Raw genomic sequence first — 15,427 nt, forward strand, 5'->3', positions numbered from 1 at the left:
GGGCTCCTCCCGGCCTACCTGTCGAAGTCCAGTTCCACCTTCTCCGTCACCGGATGCGACTGGCATGCCAGGACATAGCCCGCCTGCGTCTCCTCCGGCTCCAGCGCGAAGTTGCGGTCCATGCGTACCTCGCCGGAGACCAGGAAGGCCCGGCAGGTCCCGCACACCCCGCCCTTGCAGGCGTAGGGAGCGTCGGACCGGTTGCGCAGCACGGTCTCCAGCAGCGACTCACCGTCCTGGACTGGCCAGCTGCCGCCCCGTCCGTCGAGCCGGGCCGTCACCGTGCTGTGCGCGGGCGCGGAAACCGTCGGCGCCGGGGCAGCCCCCGCGTCCACATGGAAGATCTCCTCGTGGATCCGGGTACGGGCGACCCCGAGCTCCCGCAACGCCTTCTCGGCACCCTGCACCAGTCCGAACGGGCCGCACAGGAACCACCCGGCCACCCGGTCCACCGGCAGCAGCGCCGGCAGCAGCCCGGTCAGCCGCTCCCGGTCGAGCCGCCCGGACGGCAGCCCCGCCTGCTGCTCCTCCCGGGAGAGCACCGTGACCAGCTGGAACCGCTCGGGGTGGCGGTCCTTCAGGTCGGCGACCTCCTCCAGGAACATCGTGGACGCGGCGGTGCGGTCGCTGCGGATCAGACAGAACCGGGCCTCGGGCTCGCGCGCCAGCAGCGTCGCCACGATGGACAGCACCGGGGTGATGCCGCTGCCGCCGACGATCGCCGCGTACAGACCGGGCGCCGGGTCGAGGGTGAACCGGCCCGCCGGGGTCATCACCTCCAGCTCGTCACCGACATTGATCTCCTTGAGGGCGTACGTCGAGAAGGCACCGCCCTCCACCAGCCGTACGCCGACCCGCAGTTCGCGGGGCCCCTGTGCGTCGGGAGCCGGGGAGCAGATCGAGTAGGTCCGGCGTATCTCCTGGCCGTCGGCCGTGCGGCGCAGGGCGAGATGCTGGCCCGCGGCGTGCCGGTACTGCTCGCGCAGCTCCGGGGGCACGGTGAGGGTCAGTGCCACGGAGTCGTCGGTGAGCCGGTCGACCGCGGCCACCGGGAGCGGGTGGAAGCGGGCCATCACAACTCCTTGAAGTGGTCGAACGGTTCACGGCAGTCCAGGCAGCGCCGCAGCGCCTTGCACGCGGTGGAGGAGAACCGGCTGAGCAGTTCGGTGTCGGCGGAACCGCAGTGCGGGCAGACGACGTCCTCGAGCTCCGCGTCGAGGGTGCGCGTCGGCCCCAGCCCCACCGGGACGGGTCCGGATGCCACCACGACGCGGGGTGGCGCTATGCCGAACTCCCGCAGCTTGCGGCGCCCTTCGGCCGTGATGTCGTCGGTGGACCAGGCGGGTGCGAGCACCGTGCGGACGGTGACCTCCCGCACGCCGTGTTCCCGCAGCACCCGCTCGATGTCCAGGGACATCGCCTCGATCGCCGGGCAGCCGGTGTACGTCGGGGTCAGCTCCACCTCGACCGAGTCCGCGTCCCGGACATGCACCGCGCGCAGCACGCCCAGCTCGCGCAGGGTGAGCACGGGCAGCTCGGGGTCGGGCACCGAACCGGCGAGCGCGAACAGCTCCGTCTCCAGCGGCGTGAGCGTCACCATGACGCCCCCGGGTGGCTGCGGTGCAGGTGCTGCATCTCGGCGAGCATCCGCCCGAAGGGCTCGGTGTGCAGACCCTGCCGCCCCGCTCCTGCGGCCCATGCGCCCGCGCGCGGCCCCTCGGGGAGGGGCAGGGTGGCCCGGCGCAGGACCTCCCCCACGGCCGCGAGCCAGGCGGCCTCCATGCGCTCCCCGTCCACGTCCACCCCGTCGACCGGCCGGAACATCTCGCCGGTGAACCGCCACAGCGCCTCACCCGCCCGCAGCATCCGCGCGTGGCTCTCCTCGGTGCCGTCGCCGAGCCGCAGGGTCCACTGCTCGGCGTGGTCGCGGTGGTAGGCGACCTCCTTGACGGCCTTCGCGGCGAGCGGGGCGAAGGGGCCGTCGCCCGCGGCCAGTTCGGTGTAGAGCAGGTGCTGGTAGGTGGAGAAGTAGAGCTGGCGGACGATGGTGTGGGCGAAGTCGCCGTTCGGCTGCTCCACCAGCTGGAGGTTGCGGAAGGCGCGCTCCTCGCGGAGATACGCCAGTTCGTCCTCGTCACCGGCCATGGACAGCAGCACCCGGGCCTGGCCGAGCAGGTCGAGGGCGATGTTGGCGAGGGCGACCTCCTCCTCCAGGACCGGCGCGTGGCCGGCCCATTCGCCGAGGCGGTGCGAGAGCACCAGCGCGTCGTCGCCGAGGGCGAGGGCGGCCGCCGTGGGGACCGGGGCGGGAGCGGCGACAGCGGTCGTCTCAGAGGTGCTCACAGGTGCTTCACCCCCTCCGGGATCTCGTAGAACGTCGGGTGCCGGTACGGCTTGTCGGCGGACGGCTCGAAGAACGGGTCCTTCTCGTCGGGCGAGGAGGCCGTGATCGCGGACGAGGGCACGACCCAGAGGGAGACGCCCTCGCCGCGCCGGGTGTACAGATCACGGGCATTGCGCAGGGCCAGCTCCGCGTCCGGGGCGTGCAGGCTGCCGGCGTGGGTGTGGGAGAGTCCGCGCCGCGAGCGCACGAAGACCTCCCACAGGGGCCAGTCGGTGTTCGTCATGCGCGTGCCGCTCCTTTTTCGCCGGTGTGCTTCGCCGCGTGGGCCGTGGCCGCCTCCCGCACCCAGGCGCCCTCGTCGTGCGCCTTCCTGCGCTGGGTGATCCGCTGTTCGTTGCACGGGCCGTTGCCCTTGAGGACCTCCCGGAACTCCGTCCAGTCGATCGGGCCGAAGTCGTGCTGTCCCCGCTCCTCGTTCCACTTCAGGTCCGGGTCGGGGAGTGTGAGGCCGAGCGACTCGGCCTGGGGGACGCAGATGTCGACGAAGCGCTGGCGCAGCTCGTCGTTGGAGTGGCGCTTGATCTTCCACGCCATCGACTGCGCGGAGTGCGCGGACTCGTCGTCGGGCGGGCCGAACATCATCAGGGACGGCCACCACCAGCGGTCCACCGCGTCCTGGGCCATCGCGTGCTGCTCGGGGGTGCCGTTGCTCAGCGCCAGCAGCAGCTCGTAGCCCTGGCGCTGATGGAAGGACTCCTCCTTGCAGATGCGGACCATCGCGCGCGCGTAGGGGCCGTAGGAGCAGCGGCACAGGGGGACCTGGTTGGTGATCGCGGCGCCGTCCACCAGCCAGCCGATCGCACCGACGTCCGCCCAGGTCAAAGTCGGGTAGTTGAAGATCGATGAGTACTTCTGGCGGCCGGAGTGGAGCTTGTCGAGGAGCTCGTCGCGGCCGGTGCCGAGCGTTTCCGCCGCGCTGTAGAGATACAGGCCGTGCCCCGCCTCGTCCTGGACCTTGGCCATCAGGATGGCCTTGCGGCGCAGGGAGGGGGCGCGCGTGATCCAGTTCGCCTCCGGCTGCATGCCGATGATCTCGGAGTGGGCGTGCTGCGCGATCTGGCGGACCAGGGTCGCGCGGTAGGCGTCGGGCATCCAGTCGCGCGGTTCGATGCGCTCGTCGGCGGCCACGGCGGCGTCGAAGACGCTCTGGTACGCGGTGGTGTCGTCGACGGCGCCCTCGGCGCCGTACGTCTGTGAGCTCGCCGTCTGATGCGCGGCTGCTGTCGCCATGAGGCCCCCTCGCCTGGGCTCTGCCGGAATCCGCTCCCGACCGATCGTTCGGTTCGTGCGATTCCATGGTGTGCCGGGCGCCGTAAGGTGTCAACCGCTGTGGAAAACCCGCGAGACCCCCTGTGGAAAACCTGGGCGGCAGTGAGAACGCCCACGGCGGTGCCTGTCGAGAAGGGCTGTGCGGGGCGGTCGGCCCTGAGTACCGTGCCGATGCGAGCCACCGCGGCGAGGCGGGTGCGGGCGCCGGTCACCGGGCGCAGCCGTCCCCCGGGGCGGGCGGCGGTGGACGAACCGGAATCGGGAACGGGGCGGAATGGACGCGTACGACGGAGGCTCGAACGCCCGGCGACGGCCGGGCGCCCCGAGCGAGCCGGGCGATGCCCCCGAGTCGGAGGGGTCGGAGGGGCAATACGGGCCGGAGGGGGACTACGGGCTGGACGGGCCGGAAGCGTCAGGTGAGCCGGACGCGTCCACCGAGTCGGGTGAGCCGGCCACCGCATCGGTTCCTGAGTCGGCCACCGCGCCCGTTCCCGAGTCGGCCTCCCCGTCGGTCGGCGAGTCCGCCGACGTTCCGGTTCGTGAGCCCGCCGAGGCGCGACCCGTTCCTCCAGCTCCACCCGCTCCGCACACCGAGCCCACGGACACCCGCCCCTCCTCCCACCACTTGGCGATACGCCCAGCCGCCCCGGCCCCAGGCCTCGCTTCCGCCCCCGCCCCCGACCCCCGTACCGGCATCGCCGCCCTCTCCCTCCGCTATCAGATCGGCGTCGCCCTGGCGCTCGCCGTCGTGGCCGTCGCCGTCTGTGTGCACATCGGGATGGTGTTCCTGCACGTCGCGCCGCAGAACACGGTGACCAGGCAGCACGGCAGGGCGGTCGAGGACTGGGTCTACCCGGAGTTCGAGCAGAACTGGAAGCTCTTCGCGCCCAATCCCCTTCAGCAGGACATCGCGGTGCAGGTCAGGGCCCGGATACGGGGCGTCGACGGCGGCAGCCGTACGACCGGCTGGTACGACCTGTCCGCCCAGGACGGCCGGGCCATCGACGGCAACCTGCTGCCCAGCCACACCCAGCAGAACGAACTGCGCCGCTCCTGGGACTTCTTCGTCGCCACCCACGACGCCGACAACCGCCCCATCGGGCTGCGCGGCAGCCTTTCCGAGACGTATCTGCGCCGCATCGTGGTGCTGCGCCTGGAGCGTGAGGACGCGACCGCGCGGGGCGACGTCCTCGCGAGCGTCCAGGTCCGCTCCAGGACCAGCAACGTCCCGCCGCCGAAGTGGAGCGAGGAGAAGGTCTCCGTGCAGCCGGTCTACCGTGAGCTGCCCTGGTGGGCCGTGACGGCGGACGACACCGAGAGGAACGCGCGGTGAACCGATTCGCTCTGTCGGTGTCGACCGGCATCGCCCGCGTCACCGAGGCCGCCCTCGGCCCCTACCAGACCGCCATGATCCGCATCGGCTTCAGCGCGACCTGGCTGCTGTTCCTGCTGCGCGAGTTCCCCCACCGCCAGGAGCTCTACGGCCCGGACGGCCCGTGGAACTGGAACCTCGCCGAGCAGCTGATCTCGACCAACGGCGCCTTCACGGCCCTGATGTGGTCGGACGGACAGTTCTGGTTCGAGACGGTCTACGTCCTCGCCGCCCTGTCGAGCCTCCTGCTGCTGCTCGGCTGGCGCACCCGCGTGATGTCCGTGCTCTTCATGGTCGGCGTGCTCTCGCTCCAGAACCGCAGCGTCTTCATGGGCGACGGCGGCGACAACGTCCTGCATCTGATGTGCATCTACCTGATCTTCACGCGCTGCGGCCAGGTCTGGTCGCTGGACGAGCGACGGGCCCGGCGTACCCGGGAGGCACGCACGTGTGGAGAGGACGTCGTGGACCGCGTCGGGCCGGCCCTGTGGGGCGTCCTCGGGCTCGTGCTGGTGGCGGCGACCTTCCTGGACAGGCTGAGCGGCGACTGGGTCGTCCCGGCGCTCCTGTGGGCCCTGTGGCTGGCGCAGGCGCTGTGGTGGGTCGTCGGACGGTTCGCCCGGTCCGGGCAGCCGCGGATCATGCTCGACGTGGTCGCCAACATCGTCCACAACGGCGCGCTGCTCGTGATCATGGCCGAGGCCTGTCTCATCTACGCCACGGCGGGCTGGTACAAGATCCAGGGCTCCCGCTGGCAGGACGGCACCGCCGTCTACTACCCCCTCCACCTGGAGTCCTTCTCGCCCTGGCCCGCCCTCGCGGACCTGCTGTCGGCGAACGGCGTCATGGTGATGCTGGTGACGTACGGCACGGTCGCCGTGCAGGTCGCCTTCCCGTTCACGCTGTTCAACCGGCGGGTCAAGAACGTGCTGCTGGCCGCCATGATCACGGAGCACGCGGTGATCGCGGTCGTTCTCGGCCTGCCGTTCTTCTCGCTGGCGATGATCGCTGCCGACTCGGTCTTCCTGCCGACGTCGTTCCTCCGCCGGCTCGGCGAAACGGTCGCACGCGCGCGTGGCCTGCTGTGGGCACGGTTGGCGGGCGCGGCCGTCCCTGGTCCGGGGCTGCCCCGGCAGCGTGGTCCGCAAGGGCGACGGGGCTTCGAGGCCCGGCCCGGTCGCAAGGGTCGGGGCGCACAGGAGGAGCCGGAGCTCGCGAAGACCCCGCACCCCGCCGAAAGCGGCAGTGCCGTCCACGCCGGCCCTGCTGTCGACTCCGGCCGCCCCGAAGACCCCGGCCCCGCACACACCAGGAACCCCGGCCCCGCACACGCCACGAACCCCGGCCTCGGCAACCCCGGCAGTCCCGACCCCGGCGACCCCGAGAACCCCGATCACAGCCACGTAGGCTTCCCCGCATGACCGGTCCCGAACCCGTGAGCCTGTGGCACCGGCTCGCCGACACCTCCGTGCTGCTCGACGGCTTCCACGCCCTCAAGCACGCCCTGCGCTTCGGGGCCGAGGTACCGGTGGCGGTCGCCGTCGACCGGGGTGCCGCGCTCGCCCTGGCCGAGGAGCTGGCGCCGGACGTACGGGACACCCTGGACGGACTGCTGACGCAGGTCCCGGAGTCGGTGTACGCGTCACTCGTGCCGCGACCGCATCCCACGGCGGTGGCCGCCCTGGCGGTACGACCCTCCCGGGCCGCCCACCTGGAGAAGCTGGCGCACACACCGCGCACCGCACCCGTCGTGGTCCTCGACAACCCGCGCAACCTCGGCAACGCGGGCGCCGTGATCCGCCTGGCCGCGGGCTTCGGGGCGACCGGGGTGGTCACCACGGGCACCCTCGACCCCTGGCACCCGACGGTCGTACGCGGTGGGGCGGGCCTGCACTTCGCGACCGCGGTGGAGCGGCTCACGGTCGCCGAACTGCCCTGCGGACCGACGTTCGCCCTGGATCCTGAGGGCGACGACATCCGGGGCGTGAAGCTCCCGGACGACGCCGTCCTCGCCTTCGGCTCGGAACGCAGCGGCCTGTCCCCCGAACTGCGCGCGCGTGCCGATCATCTGGTGGCGCTGCCGATGCGCCCCCAGGTCTCCAGCTACAACCTCGCGACGAGCGTGGCGATGACGCTGTACCACTGGAGCCTGGGCGGCGGTGTCTAGGCCTCCCGGCGCACCTCGACGACCCGGAACCGGTTGGCGACGAACGCCCCGTCGCACAGCGCGGAGTTGGCCGCCGGGTTGCCGCCCGAACCGTGGAAGTCGGAGAACGCGGCCGTCTGGTTGACGTACACCCCGCCGACGAGGTTCAGCGACAGCTGCGCCGCCTCCTCCAGGCAGACCTCCTGGACGGCCTGCTCGACCTCCTCGTCGGTGGTGTACGCGCCGACCGTCATGGCGCCCTTCTCGCGGATCGTGCGCCGCAGCAGCTCCACCGCGTCGGCCGCCGAGTCGACCGCGACGGCGAAGGAGACGGGCCCGAAGCACTCGCTCATGTAGGCGGCCTCGTCGTCCGGCTTGGCGCCGTCCAGCTTGACGACGACCGGTGTACGCACGACCGCGCCCGGGAACTCCGGGTTGGCGACCTCCCGTGAGGCGAGGGCGACTTCGCCCAGCCCTGCCGCGGCCTCCAGACGCGCCTTCACGTCCGGGTTGACGATCGCGCCCAGCAGCGCGTTCGCGCGCGCGTCGTCGCCGAGGAGGCCGTCGACGGCGCGGGCGATGTCGGAGACCACCTCGTCGTAGGTCTTGGGGCCCTCGTCGGTGCGGATGCCGTCGCGGGGGATCAGCAGGTTCTGCGGGGTCGTGCACATCTGGCCGCTGTACAGGGACAGGGAGAAGGCCAGGTTGGAGAGCATCCCCTTGTAGTTCCCGGCCGACTCCACGAGCACGGTGTTGACGCCGGCCTTCTCCGTGTAGACCTGCGCCTGACGGGCGTTGGCCTCCAGCCAGTCGCCGAACTCCGTCGAGCCGGTGTAGTCGATGATCCGGATCTCGGGGCGCGTGGCGAGGGTCTTCGCGATGCCCTCGCCGGGGCGCTCGGCGGCAAGGGCCACCAGGTTCGGGTCGAATCCGGCCTCGCCGAGGACGTCCCGTGCGACCTGGACCGTGAGCGCGAGCGGCAGCACCGCGCGCGGGTGCGGCTTTACCAGGACCGCGTTGCCGGTGGCCAGGGAGGCGAACAGGCCCGGATAGCCGTTCCACGTCGGGAAGGTGTTGCAGCCGATGAGCAGGGCGGTCCCGCGCGGGACCGGCGTGAACTGCTTGGTGAGGGCGAGCGGGTCGCGCTTGCCCTGGGGCTTGGTCCACTCCGCGGTGTCGGGGGTGCGGGCCTGCTCCACGTACGCGTAGGCCACCGCCTCGAGGCCGCGGTCCTGCGCGTGCGGGCCGCCCGCCTGGAACGCCATCATGAAGGCCTGGCCGCTGGTGTGCATGACCGCGTGCGCGAACTCGTGGGTCCGGTCGCTGATCCGCTTGAGGATCTCCAGGCAGACCACCGCGCGGATCTCCGCGCCCGCGTCCCGCCAGGCCTTCTGGCCCGCCTTCATCGCGGGCAGCAGCACGTCCACGTCCGCGTGCGGGTACTCGACGCCCAGCTCGATGCCGTACGGCGAGACCTCGCCGCCCACGAAGCCGTCCGTGCCGGGCTGGCCGAGGTCGAAGTGGGTGCCGAGGAGGGCGTCGAAGGCGGCCTTGCCCGCCGCCATGTCCAGGCTGCCGTTCTCACCGTAGGCCTTGGGGTGCTCCGGGTGCGGGGACCAGTACGCGCGGGTGCGGATCGCCTCCAGCGCCTGGTCGAGGGTGGGCCGGTGCGCGGCGATCAGCTGGTGGGCGGTCAGTTCGGCGGCCATGCGGGACCAACTCCTCGTCTTTCGAACTCTTCGTCGAGCTCATGACCTGGGCAGAAACATGGGCAGGAACAGCCAGACAGAGTTAGAGTAACCGAACGATCGGTCGGGACAAGGGGGTCCGCCGCATCTGTGGAAAACCCCGTGCGGGAGGATCGCGCACATGACAGCACTCGACCTCAGCAGCCCCGTGGCCGTCGTCGGCACCGGCACCATGGGCCAGGGCATCGCCCAGGTCGCGCTCGTCGCCGGGCACCCGGTGCGGCTGTACGACGCCGTCCCGGGCCGTGCGCGGGAGGCGGCCGACGCGATCGGCGCCCGCCTGGACCGGCTCGTCGAGAAGGACCGGCTCACCGCCGCCGACCGGGACGCGGCCCGCGCCCGGCTGGTGGCCGCCGAGCACCTCACCGACCTCGCGGACTGCTCCCTGGTCGTCGAGGCCGTCCTGGAGCGGCTGGACGTCAAGCAGGAACTGTTCCGCGCCCTCGAGGACATCGTCGTCGAGGACTGTCTGCTCGCCACCAACACCTCCTCCCTGTCGGTGACGGCCATCGGCGGCGCTCTGCGCAATCCGGGCCGCTTCGTGGGCCTGCACTTCTTCAACCCCGCGCCGCTGCTGCCGCTGGTCGAGGTCGTCTCCGGGTTCGCCACCGACGTCTCGTCGGCCACGCGCGCGTACGAGACGGCACGCGCGTGGGGCAAGACACCGGTCGCCTGCGCCGACACCCCCGGCTTCATCGTCAACCGGATCGCGCGGCCCTTCTACGCCGAGGCGTTCGCGGTCCACGAGGCCCAGGGCGCCGAGCCCGCCACCATCGACGCGGTGCTGCGCGAGTGCGGCGGCTTCAAGATGGGCGCGTTCGAACTGACCGACCTGATCGGGCAGGACGTCAACGAGTCCGTGACCCACTCCGTGTGGCGGGCCTTCTTCCAGGACGTGCGCTTCACGCCCTCGCTGGCCCAGCAGCGCCTCGTCGAGTCGGGCCGGCTCGGCCGCAAGAGCGGACAGGGCTGGTACGACTACACCGACGGGGCCGAGCGCGACGAGCCGCACACCGCGGAGCCGGCCCAGGCGCCCGCTTACGTCGTCGTCGAGGGAGATCTGGGTCCCGCGTCCGAACTGCTCGCGCTGATCCGCGAGGCGGGCATCCAGGTCCGCGAGGACGAGGAGGACCACGGCACCCGTCTGGTCCTGCCGAGCGGCGGCCAGCTCGCGCTCGCCGACGGGCAGACCTCGGTGGAGTTCCGGGACGTCGTCTACTTCGACCTCGCGCTGGACTACCGCAGGGCCACCCGCATCGCGCTGTCCGCCTCCCAGGACACCTCGCAGCAGACGCTCGGCGAGGCCGTAGGGCTCTTCCAGGCGCTCGGCAAGGACGTCAGCGTCATCGGGGACGTGCCCGGCATGATCGTCGCCCGTACGGTCGCCCGCATCGTCGACCTCGCGCACGACGCCGTCGCCAAGGGCGTGGCCACCCAGGAGGACATCGACACCGCTATGCGTCTCGGGGTGAACTACCCTCTCGGACCGTTCGAGTGGAGCCGCAGGCTCGGCCGCAACTGGGCCTACGCCCTCCTCGACGACCTGCACCTGCGCGACCCGTCCGGACGGTACGCGCCCTCGCTGGCGCTGTACCGGCACGCGTACGCCTCCGACAAGCGGGAGGGCAGCACCTCATGACGACCGCCAAGCGCGACACGTACACCCCCGAGACGCTGCTGTCCGTCGCCGTCCAGGTCTTCAACGAGCGCGGCTACGACGGCACCTCCATGGAGCACCTCTCCAAGGCCGCCGGCATCTCCAAGTCGTCGATCTACCACCATGTGGCCGGCAAGGAGGAGCTCCTGCGCAGGGCCGTCAGCCGGGCCCTGGACGGCCTCTTCGGGATCCTCGACGAGGAGCACGCGCGCGTGGGCCCCGCCTCCGACCGCCTGGAGTGGGTCGTGCGGCGCATGGTCGAGGTGCTGATCGCCGAACTCCCTTACGTCACCCTGCTGCTGCGGGTGCGCGGCAACACGGACACCGAGCGGTGGGCCCTGGAGCGCCGCCGCGACTTCGACCACCGGGTCGCCGAACTCCTGAAGGCGGCGGCCGCGGACGGCGACGTGCGCGGGGACGTGGAGGTACGCCTGGCGACCCGCCTCGTCTTCGGCATGATCAACTCCATCGTGGAGTGGTACCGCCCGGACGGCCGCGGCATGAACGAACGCGAAGTGGCGGACGCCGTGGCTCAGTTGATCTTCGGGGGCCTGCGCAGGGCCTCCTGAACTCAGCCCTGCGGTTCCAGGTCCTCCTCCTCGAAGACCAGCAGGGTGCGGGTGCTGAGCACCTCCGGGATCGCCTGGAGGCGGGTGAGGACGAGTTCGCGCAGGGACCTGTTGTCCGAGGTGTGGACGAGCAGCAGGACGTCGAAGTCACCGCCGACCAGCGCGATGTGAGAGGCCCCGGGCAGCTGTCTGAGCTGCTCGCGGACCGTGCGCCAGGAGTTCTGGACGATCTTCAGGGTGATGTAGGCCGAGGTGCCCTGGCCTGCGCGCTCGTGGTTCACACGGGCGCCGAAGCCACGGATGACGCCGTCCTCGACGAGGCGGTTGATGCGCGCGTAGGCGTTGGCGCGCGAGACGTGCACCCGCTCGGCGACCGACCTTATCGACGCGCGGCCGTCCGCCTGGAGCATCTGGAGGATGTCCTGATCGATGGCGTCGAGCGGACGCGGGGGCGGAAGGGGGACGCCGCCCGCCGGTCCTTCGGCCATTTGTTCAGGTGCCATGTCCCCCTGCCTCCCTGCCATGGACGTACTGCGTTCATTGGAGGCTGTGGAGAACCGTTTGTCCACAGCCTGAGGGGGCCAGTAGCCAAAATGTGCCGACGACCGAACAATCGGTAGGTGAGGCGCCTCACACCCGTAGTGCGCCCGAAGCCGCTCCCACGAGGAGGTGCCGTCATGACGGTCATGGAGCAGCGGGGCGCGTACCGGCCATCGCCGCCGCCCGCATGGCAGCCCCGCATGGACCCAGCGCCCCTGCTGCCCGACGCCGAGCCCTACCGCGTGCTCGGCACGGAGGCGGCCGGCAAGGCCGACCCGGCCCTGCTGCGCCGCCTGCACGCGGAACTGGTGCGTGGCCGCCGCTACAACACCCAGGCCACTGCCCTCACCAAGCAGGGCCGCCTCGCCGTCTACCCCTCCAGCACCGGTCAGGAGGCCTGCGAGGTCGCCGCCGCGCTGGCCCTCCAGGAGCGCGACTGGCTCTTCCCCAGCTACCGCGACACCCTCGCCGCCGTCGCCCGCGGCCTGGACCCCGTCCAGGCCCTGACCCTGCTGCGCGGCGACTGGCACACCGGCTACGACCCGCGCGAGCGCCGGGTGGCCCCCCTGTGCACCCCTCTCGCCACCCAGCTCCCGCACGCCGTCGGCCTCGCCCACGCCGCCCGCCTCAAGGGCGACGACGTGGTCGCGCTCGCCATGGTCGGCGACGGCGGCACCAGCGAGGGCGACTTCCACGAGGCGCTGAACTTCGCCGCCGTCTGGCAGGCCCCGGTCGTCTTCCTGGTCCAGAACAACGGCTTCGCGATCTCCGTCCCCCTCGCCAAGCAGACCGCGGCCCCGTCCCTGGCCCACAAGGCCGTCGGCTACGGCATGCCCGGGCGCCTGGTCGACGGCAACGACGCGGCCGCCGTGCACGAGGTCCTCACCACCGCCGTACGCCATGCGCGCGCGGGCGGCGGTCCCACCCTGGTGGAGGCGATCACCTACCGCGTGGACGCCCACACCAACGCCGACGACGCGACCCGCTACCGCGGCGACGCCGAGGTGGAGACCTGGCGCGGACACGACCCGATCGCCCTCATCGAGCGCGAACTGACCGAGCGCGGCCTGATCGACGAGGCCGGCATCGAGGCCGTACGCGAGGACGCCGAGGAGTTCGCGGCCGGGCTGCGCGAGCGCATGAACCAGGACCCGGTCCTCGACCCCATGGACCTGTTCGCCCATGTCTACGCCGAGCCCACCCCGCAACTGCGCGAGCAGCAGGCCCAGTTGCGTGCCGAGCTCGAGGCCGAGCACGACTCCCACGGGGGTACCCAGCGATGACCACCGTCGCCCTCAAACCGGCCACCATGGCGCAGGCCCTCACGCGCGCGCTGCGCGACGCGATGGCGGCCGACCCCACCGTGCACGTCATGGGTGAGGACGTCGGCACCCTCGGCGGTGTCTTCCGGGTCACCGACGGACTGGCCAAGGAGTTCGGCGAGGACCGCTGCACGGACACCCCGCTCGCCGAGGCGGGCATCCTCGGCACGGCCGTCGGCATGGCGATGTACGGGCTGCGGCCGGTCGTGGAGATGCAGTTCGACGCCTTCGCCTACCCGGCGTTCGAGCAGCTGATCAGCCATGTGGCGAAGATGCGCAACCGCACGCGCGGGGCGATGCCGCTCCCGATCACCATCCGGGTCCCCTACGGCGGCGGCATCGGCGGCGTCGAGCACCACAGCGACGCCTCCGAGGCGTACTACATGGCGACCCCGGGACTCCATGTCGTCACGCCCGCGACCGTCGCCGACGCCTACGGTCTGCTGCGCGCCGCCATCGCCTCCGACGACCCGGTCGTTGTCCTGGAGCCCAAGCGGCTGTACTGGTCGAAGGACGCCTGGAACCCGGACGATCCGCAGACCGTTGAACCGATAGGCCGCGCGGTGGTGCGGCGCTCCGGGCGCAGCGCCACACTCATCACGTACGGGCCGTCCGTACCCGTGTGCCTCGAAGCCGCCGAGGCCGCGCGGGAGGAGGGCTGGGACCTCGAAGTCGTCGACCTGCGCTCACTGGTGCCGTTCGACGACGACACGGTCGCGGCCTCGGTACGGCGGACCGGACGGGCGGTCGTCGTGCACGAGTCGGGCGGGTTCGGCGGACCGGGCGGGGAGATCGCGGCCCGGGTCACGGAGCGCTGCTTCCACCATCTGGAGGCGCCGGTGCTGCGCGTGGCCGGGTTCGACATCCCGTATCCGCCGCCGATGCTGGAGCGTCACCACCTGCCCGGCGTGGACCGGATCCTGGACGCCGTGGGGCGTCTGCAATGGGAGGCGGAGAGCTGATGGCGCAGGTGCTGGAGTTCAGGCTGCCGGATCTCGGCGAGGGCCTGACCGAGGCGGAGATCGTCCGCTGGCTGGTGGAGGTCGGCGACGTCGTCGCGGTCGACCAGCCGGTCGTCGAGGTCGAGACGGCCAAGGCCATGGTCGACGTCCCCTGCCCCTATGCCGGTGTCGTCACGGCCCGCTTCGGCGAGGAGGGCAGTGAACTCCCGGTGGGGTCACCGCTCATCACGGTCGCGGTGGGGGCGTCGGCCCCCGACCCGGGCGCGCAGGCCGAGGGCTCGGGGAACGTCCTGGTCGGGTACGGCACCTCGGAGGCCCCCGCGCGCAGGCGCAGGGTCCGGCGGGAGCAGCAGGTCCTGGTACCGGTGAACGGCCGGTCGGCACCTGCCGAAGCTCCCGAGGTGATCGAGGGCCCCGTCCCCGTGATCTCCCCGCTCGTCCGCCGCCTCGCCCGCGAGAACGGCCTCGACCTCAGGGAACTCACCGGCTCCGGCCCCGACGGACTGATCCTGAGGGCCGACGTCGAGTACGCCCTGCGGGCCGCGGCCGCACAGGAGCGCCCGGCATCTGCACCGACCGCCGCCCCGGAGGCGCGAGCGGCGGCCCCCGCCGCGACAGCCGTGGGGACCCGCATCCCCCTCAAGGGTGTGCGTGGAGCGGTCGCCGACAAGCTGTCCCGCAGCCGGAGCGAGATTCCCGACGCCACCTGCTGGGTGGACGCCGACGCGACCGAACTCATGCGGGCGCGTGCCGCGATGAACGCGACCGGCGGTCCGAAGATCTCCCTGCTCGCGCTCCTCGCCCGGATCTGCACCGCCGCCCTCGGCCGTTTCCCCGAGCTGAACTCCACCGTGGACATGGCGGCCAGGGAGATCGTGCGGCTGGACGCCGTGCACCTGGGGTTCGCCGCGCAGACCGAGCGGGGACTGGTCGTGCCGGTCGTGAAGGACGCGCACACGCGGGACGCCGAGTCGCTGTCCGCCGAGTTCGCCCGGCTCACCGAGGCGGCCCGCACCGGCAGCCTCAGCCCCGCCGAACTCACCGGCGGCACCTTCACGTTGAACAACTACGGCGTCTTCGGCGTCGACGGCTCCACGCCGATCATCAACCACCCCGAGGCGGCCATGCTCGGCGTCGGCCGCATCGTCCCCAGGCCGTGGGTGCACGAGGGCGAGCTCGCGGTGCGTCAGGTCGTCCAGCTCTCGCTCACCTTCGACCACCGGGTGTGCGACGGCGGCACCGCGGGCGGCTTCCTGCGCTACGTGGCGGACTGCGTGGAACAACCGGCGGTGCTGCTGCGCACCCTGTGACCGCGGCACCCGGGACCGGTGCCGCGACCGGTACCGGGTTCGCGACCGGCACCGCGACCGCGCACAGGACACCCGCACCCCGTGATCCCGGCGCCGCCGCACGTTCCCTGTGATCGCTACGGCACGCA

15 protein-coding genes are annotated in these 15,427 nt (G+C 71.9%); 8 read left to right on the plus strand and 7 right to left on the minus strand.

Annotated elements, in window-relative coordinates; all coding sequences use genetic code 11:
- Positions 1–14: 14 nt before the first annotated feature.
- Genes IOD14_RS00225 through paaA form a run of 5 tightly spaced genes read right to left on the minus strand, consistent with a single transcriptional unit; the run spans position 15 to position 3,634 of the window.
- Positions 15–1,073: a 2Fe-2S iron-sulfur cluster-binding protein gene (locus IOD14_RS00225; protein ID WP_123990415.1), complete on the minus strand. Its 1,059-nt coding sequence runs from the start codon at positions 1,071–1,073 to the stop codon at positions 15–17.
- Complete coding sequence (gene paaD / locus IOD14_RS00230; protein ID WP_212669341.1) at positions 1,073–1,600, minus strand: 1,2-phenylacetyl-CoA epoxidase subunit PaaD; 528 nt, start codon at positions 1,598–1,600, stop codon at positions 1,073–1,075. Before paaD ends, IOD14_RS00225 begins: the two co-directional genes overlap by 1 nt.
- Positions 1,594–2,343, minus strand: coding sequence for a 1,2-phenylacetyl-CoA epoxidase subunit PaaC (gene paaC / locus IOD14_RS00235; RefSeq protein WP_123990417.1), 750 nt, complete (start codon positions 2,341–2,343; stop codon positions 1,594–1,596). Before paaC ends, paaD begins: the two co-directional genes overlap by 7 nt.
- Entirely contained in the window at positions 2,340–2,627 is a 288-nt protein-coding gene (gene paaB, locus IOD14_RS00240) for a 1,2-phenylacetyl-CoA epoxidase subunit PaaB (RefSeq protein ID WP_123990418.1), read from the minus strand. Before paaB ends, paaC begins: the two co-directional genes overlap by 4 nt.
- Complete coding sequence (gene paaA, locus IOD14_RS00245) at positions 2,624–3,634, minus strand: 1,2-phenylacetyl-CoA epoxidase subunit PaaA (protein WP_123990419.1); 1,011 nt, start codon at positions 3,632–3,634, stop codon at positions 2,624–2,626. Before paaA ends, paaB begins: the two co-directional genes overlap by 4 nt.
- A gap of 313 nt (positions 3,635–3,947) precedes the next feature.
- On the opposite strand from paaA, the gene IOD14_RS00250 reads away from it, so the two are divergent.
- The 3 genes from IOD14_RS00250 to IOD14_RS00260 are packed head-to-tail and all read left to right on the plus strand — an operon-like array spanning position 3,948 to position 7,212.
- On the plus strand, positions 3,948–5,006 hold the full coding sequence (locus IOD14_RS00250) for a DUF5819 family protein (protein WP_212669342.1): 1,059 nt from the start codon (positions 3,948–3,950) through the stop codon (positions 5,004–5,006).
- Complete coding sequence (locus IOD14_RS00255; protein WP_212669344.1) at positions 5,003–6,466, plus strand: HTTM domain-containing protein; 1,464 nt, start codon at positions 5,003–5,005, stop codon at positions 6,464–6,466. Before IOD14_RS00250 ends, IOD14_RS00255 begins: the two co-directional genes overlap by 4 nt.
- Entirely contained in the window at positions 6,463–7,212 is a 750-nt protein-coding gene (locus IOD14_RS00260) for a TrmH family RNA methyltransferase (protein ID WP_212669346.1), read from the plus strand. Before IOD14_RS00255 ends, IOD14_RS00260 begins: the two co-directional genes overlap by 4 nt.
- Here the strand turns inward: IOD14_RS00260 and paaN are convergent.
- Entirely contained in the window at positions 7,209–8,900 is a 1,692-nt protein-coding gene (gene paaN / locus IOD14_RS00265; protein ID WP_212669348.1) for a phenylacetic acid degradation protein PaaN, read from the minus strand. The genes IOD14_RS00260 and paaN overlap by 4 nt on opposite strands.
- Positions 8,901–9,060: 160 nt before the next feature.
- Here paaN and IOD14_RS00270 point away from each other — a divergent pair, with 160 nt between their 5' ends.
- Together IOD14_RS00270 and IOD14_RS00275 are read left to right on the plus strand one after the other, a co-directional pair.
- Entirely contained in the window at positions 9,061–10,578 is a 1,518-nt protein-coding gene (locus tag IOD14_RS00270) for a 3-hydroxyacyl-CoA dehydrogenase (RefSeq protein ID WP_212669350.1), read from the plus strand.
- The gene (locus IOD14_RS00275; RefSeq protein WP_123990425.1) at positions 10,575–11,165 is read left to right on the plus strand and encodes a TetR/AcrR family transcriptional regulator; all 591 of its coding nucleotides are present in this window, start codon (positions 10,575–10,577) and stop codon (positions 11,163–11,165) included. Before IOD14_RS00270 ends, IOD14_RS00275 begins: the two co-directional genes overlap by 4 nt.
- Positions 11,166–11,167: 2 nt before the next feature.
- Here the strand turns inward: IOD14_RS00275 and IOD14_RS00280 are convergent, their stop codons facing one another.
- Positions 11,168–11,653 (minus strand): Lrp/AsnC family transcriptional regulator, encoded by a 486-nt coding sequence (locus tag IOD14_RS00280; RefSeq protein WP_123992748.1) that lies wholly within the window; start codon positions 11,651–11,653, stop codon positions 11,168–11,170.
- 189 nt (positions 11,654–11,842) lie between these two features.
- On the opposite strand from IOD14_RS00280, the gene pdhA reads away from it, so the two are divergent.
- From pdhA to IOD14_RS00295, 3 genes are read left to right on the plus strand one after another with little or no spacing between them, the layout of a single operon-like run.
- Entirely contained in the window at positions 11,843–12,988 is a 1,146-nt protein-coding gene (gene pdhA, locus IOD14_RS00285) for a pyruvate dehydrogenase (acetyl-transferring) E1 component subunit alpha (protein WP_123990426.1), read from the plus strand.
- Positions 12,985–13,989, plus strand: coding sequence for an alpha-ketoacid dehydrogenase subunit beta (locus IOD14_RS00290; RefSeq protein ID WP_123990427.1), 1,005 nt, complete (start codon positions 12,985–12,987; stop codon positions 13,987–13,989). The genes pdhA and IOD14_RS00290 overlap by 4 nt, the downstream gene beginning before the upstream one ends.
- Positions 13,989–15,299: a dihydrolipoamide acetyltransferase family protein gene (locus IOD14_RS00295; RefSeq protein ID WP_212669351.1), complete on the plus strand. Its 1,311-nt coding sequence runs from the start codon at positions 13,989–13,991 to the stop codon at positions 15,297–15,299. The genes IOD14_RS00290 and IOD14_RS00295 overlap by 1 nt, the downstream gene beginning before the upstream one ends.
- Positions 15,300–15,427 lie beyond the last annotated feature (128 nt).

Source organism: Streptomyces sp. A2-16, assembly GCF_018128905.1.
Taxonomy (GTDB): Bacteria; Actinomycetota; Actinomycetes; order Streptomycetales; family Streptomycetaceae; genus Streptomyces.

Coding starts and splice junctions, on each gene's coding strand:
- IOD14_RS00250 (WP_212669342.1), top strand. CDS start 3,948: ATGGACGCGTACGACGGAGGCTCGAACGCCCGGCGACGGCCGGGCGCC.
- pdhA (WP_123990426.1), top strand. CDS start 11,843: ATGACGGTCATGGAGCAGCGGGGCGCGTACCGGCCATCGCCGCCGCCC.
- paaN (WP_212669348.1), bottom strand. CDS start 8,900: ATGGCCGCCGAACTGACCGCCCACCAGCTGATCGCCGCGCACCGGCCC.
- paaD (WP_212669341.1), bottom strand. CDS start 1,600: ATGGTGACGCTCACGCCGCTGGAGACGGAGCTGTTCGCGCTCGCCGGT.
- paaA (WP_123990419.1), bottom strand. CDS start 3,634: ATGGCGACAGCAGCCGCGCATCAGACGGCGAGCTCACAGACGTACGGC.
- IOD14_RS00260 (WP_212669346.1), top strand. CDS start 6,463: ATGACCGGTCCCGAACCCGTGAGCCTGTGGCACCGGCTCGCCGACACC.
- IOD14_RS00290 (WP_123990427.1), top strand. CDS start 12,985: ATGACCACCGTCGCCCTCAAACCGGCCACCATGGCGCAGGCCCTCACG.
- IOD14_RS00280 (WP_123992748.1), bottom strand. CDS start 11,653: ATGGCCGAAGGACCGGCGGGCGGCGTCCCCCTTCCGCCCCCGCGTCCG.
- paaB (WP_123990418.1), bottom strand. CDS start 2,627: ATGACGAACACCGACTGGCCCCTGTGGGAGGTCTTCGTGCGCTCGCGG.
- IOD14_RS00225 (WP_123990415.1), bottom strand. CDS start 1,073: ATGGCCCGCTTCCACCCGCTCCCGGTGGCCGCGGTCGACCGGCTCACC.
- IOD14_RS00275 (WP_123990425.1), top strand. CDS start 10,575: ATGACGACCGCCAAGCGCGACACGTACACCCCCGAGACGCTGCTGTCC.
- IOD14_RS00295 (WP_212669351.1), top strand. CDS start 13,989: ATGGCGCAGGTGCTGGAGTTCAGGCTGCCGGATCTCGGCGAGGGCCTG.
- IOD14_RS00270 (WP_212669350.1), top strand. CDS start 9,061: ATGACAGCACTCGACCTCAGCAGCCCCGTGGCCGTCGTCGGCACCGGC.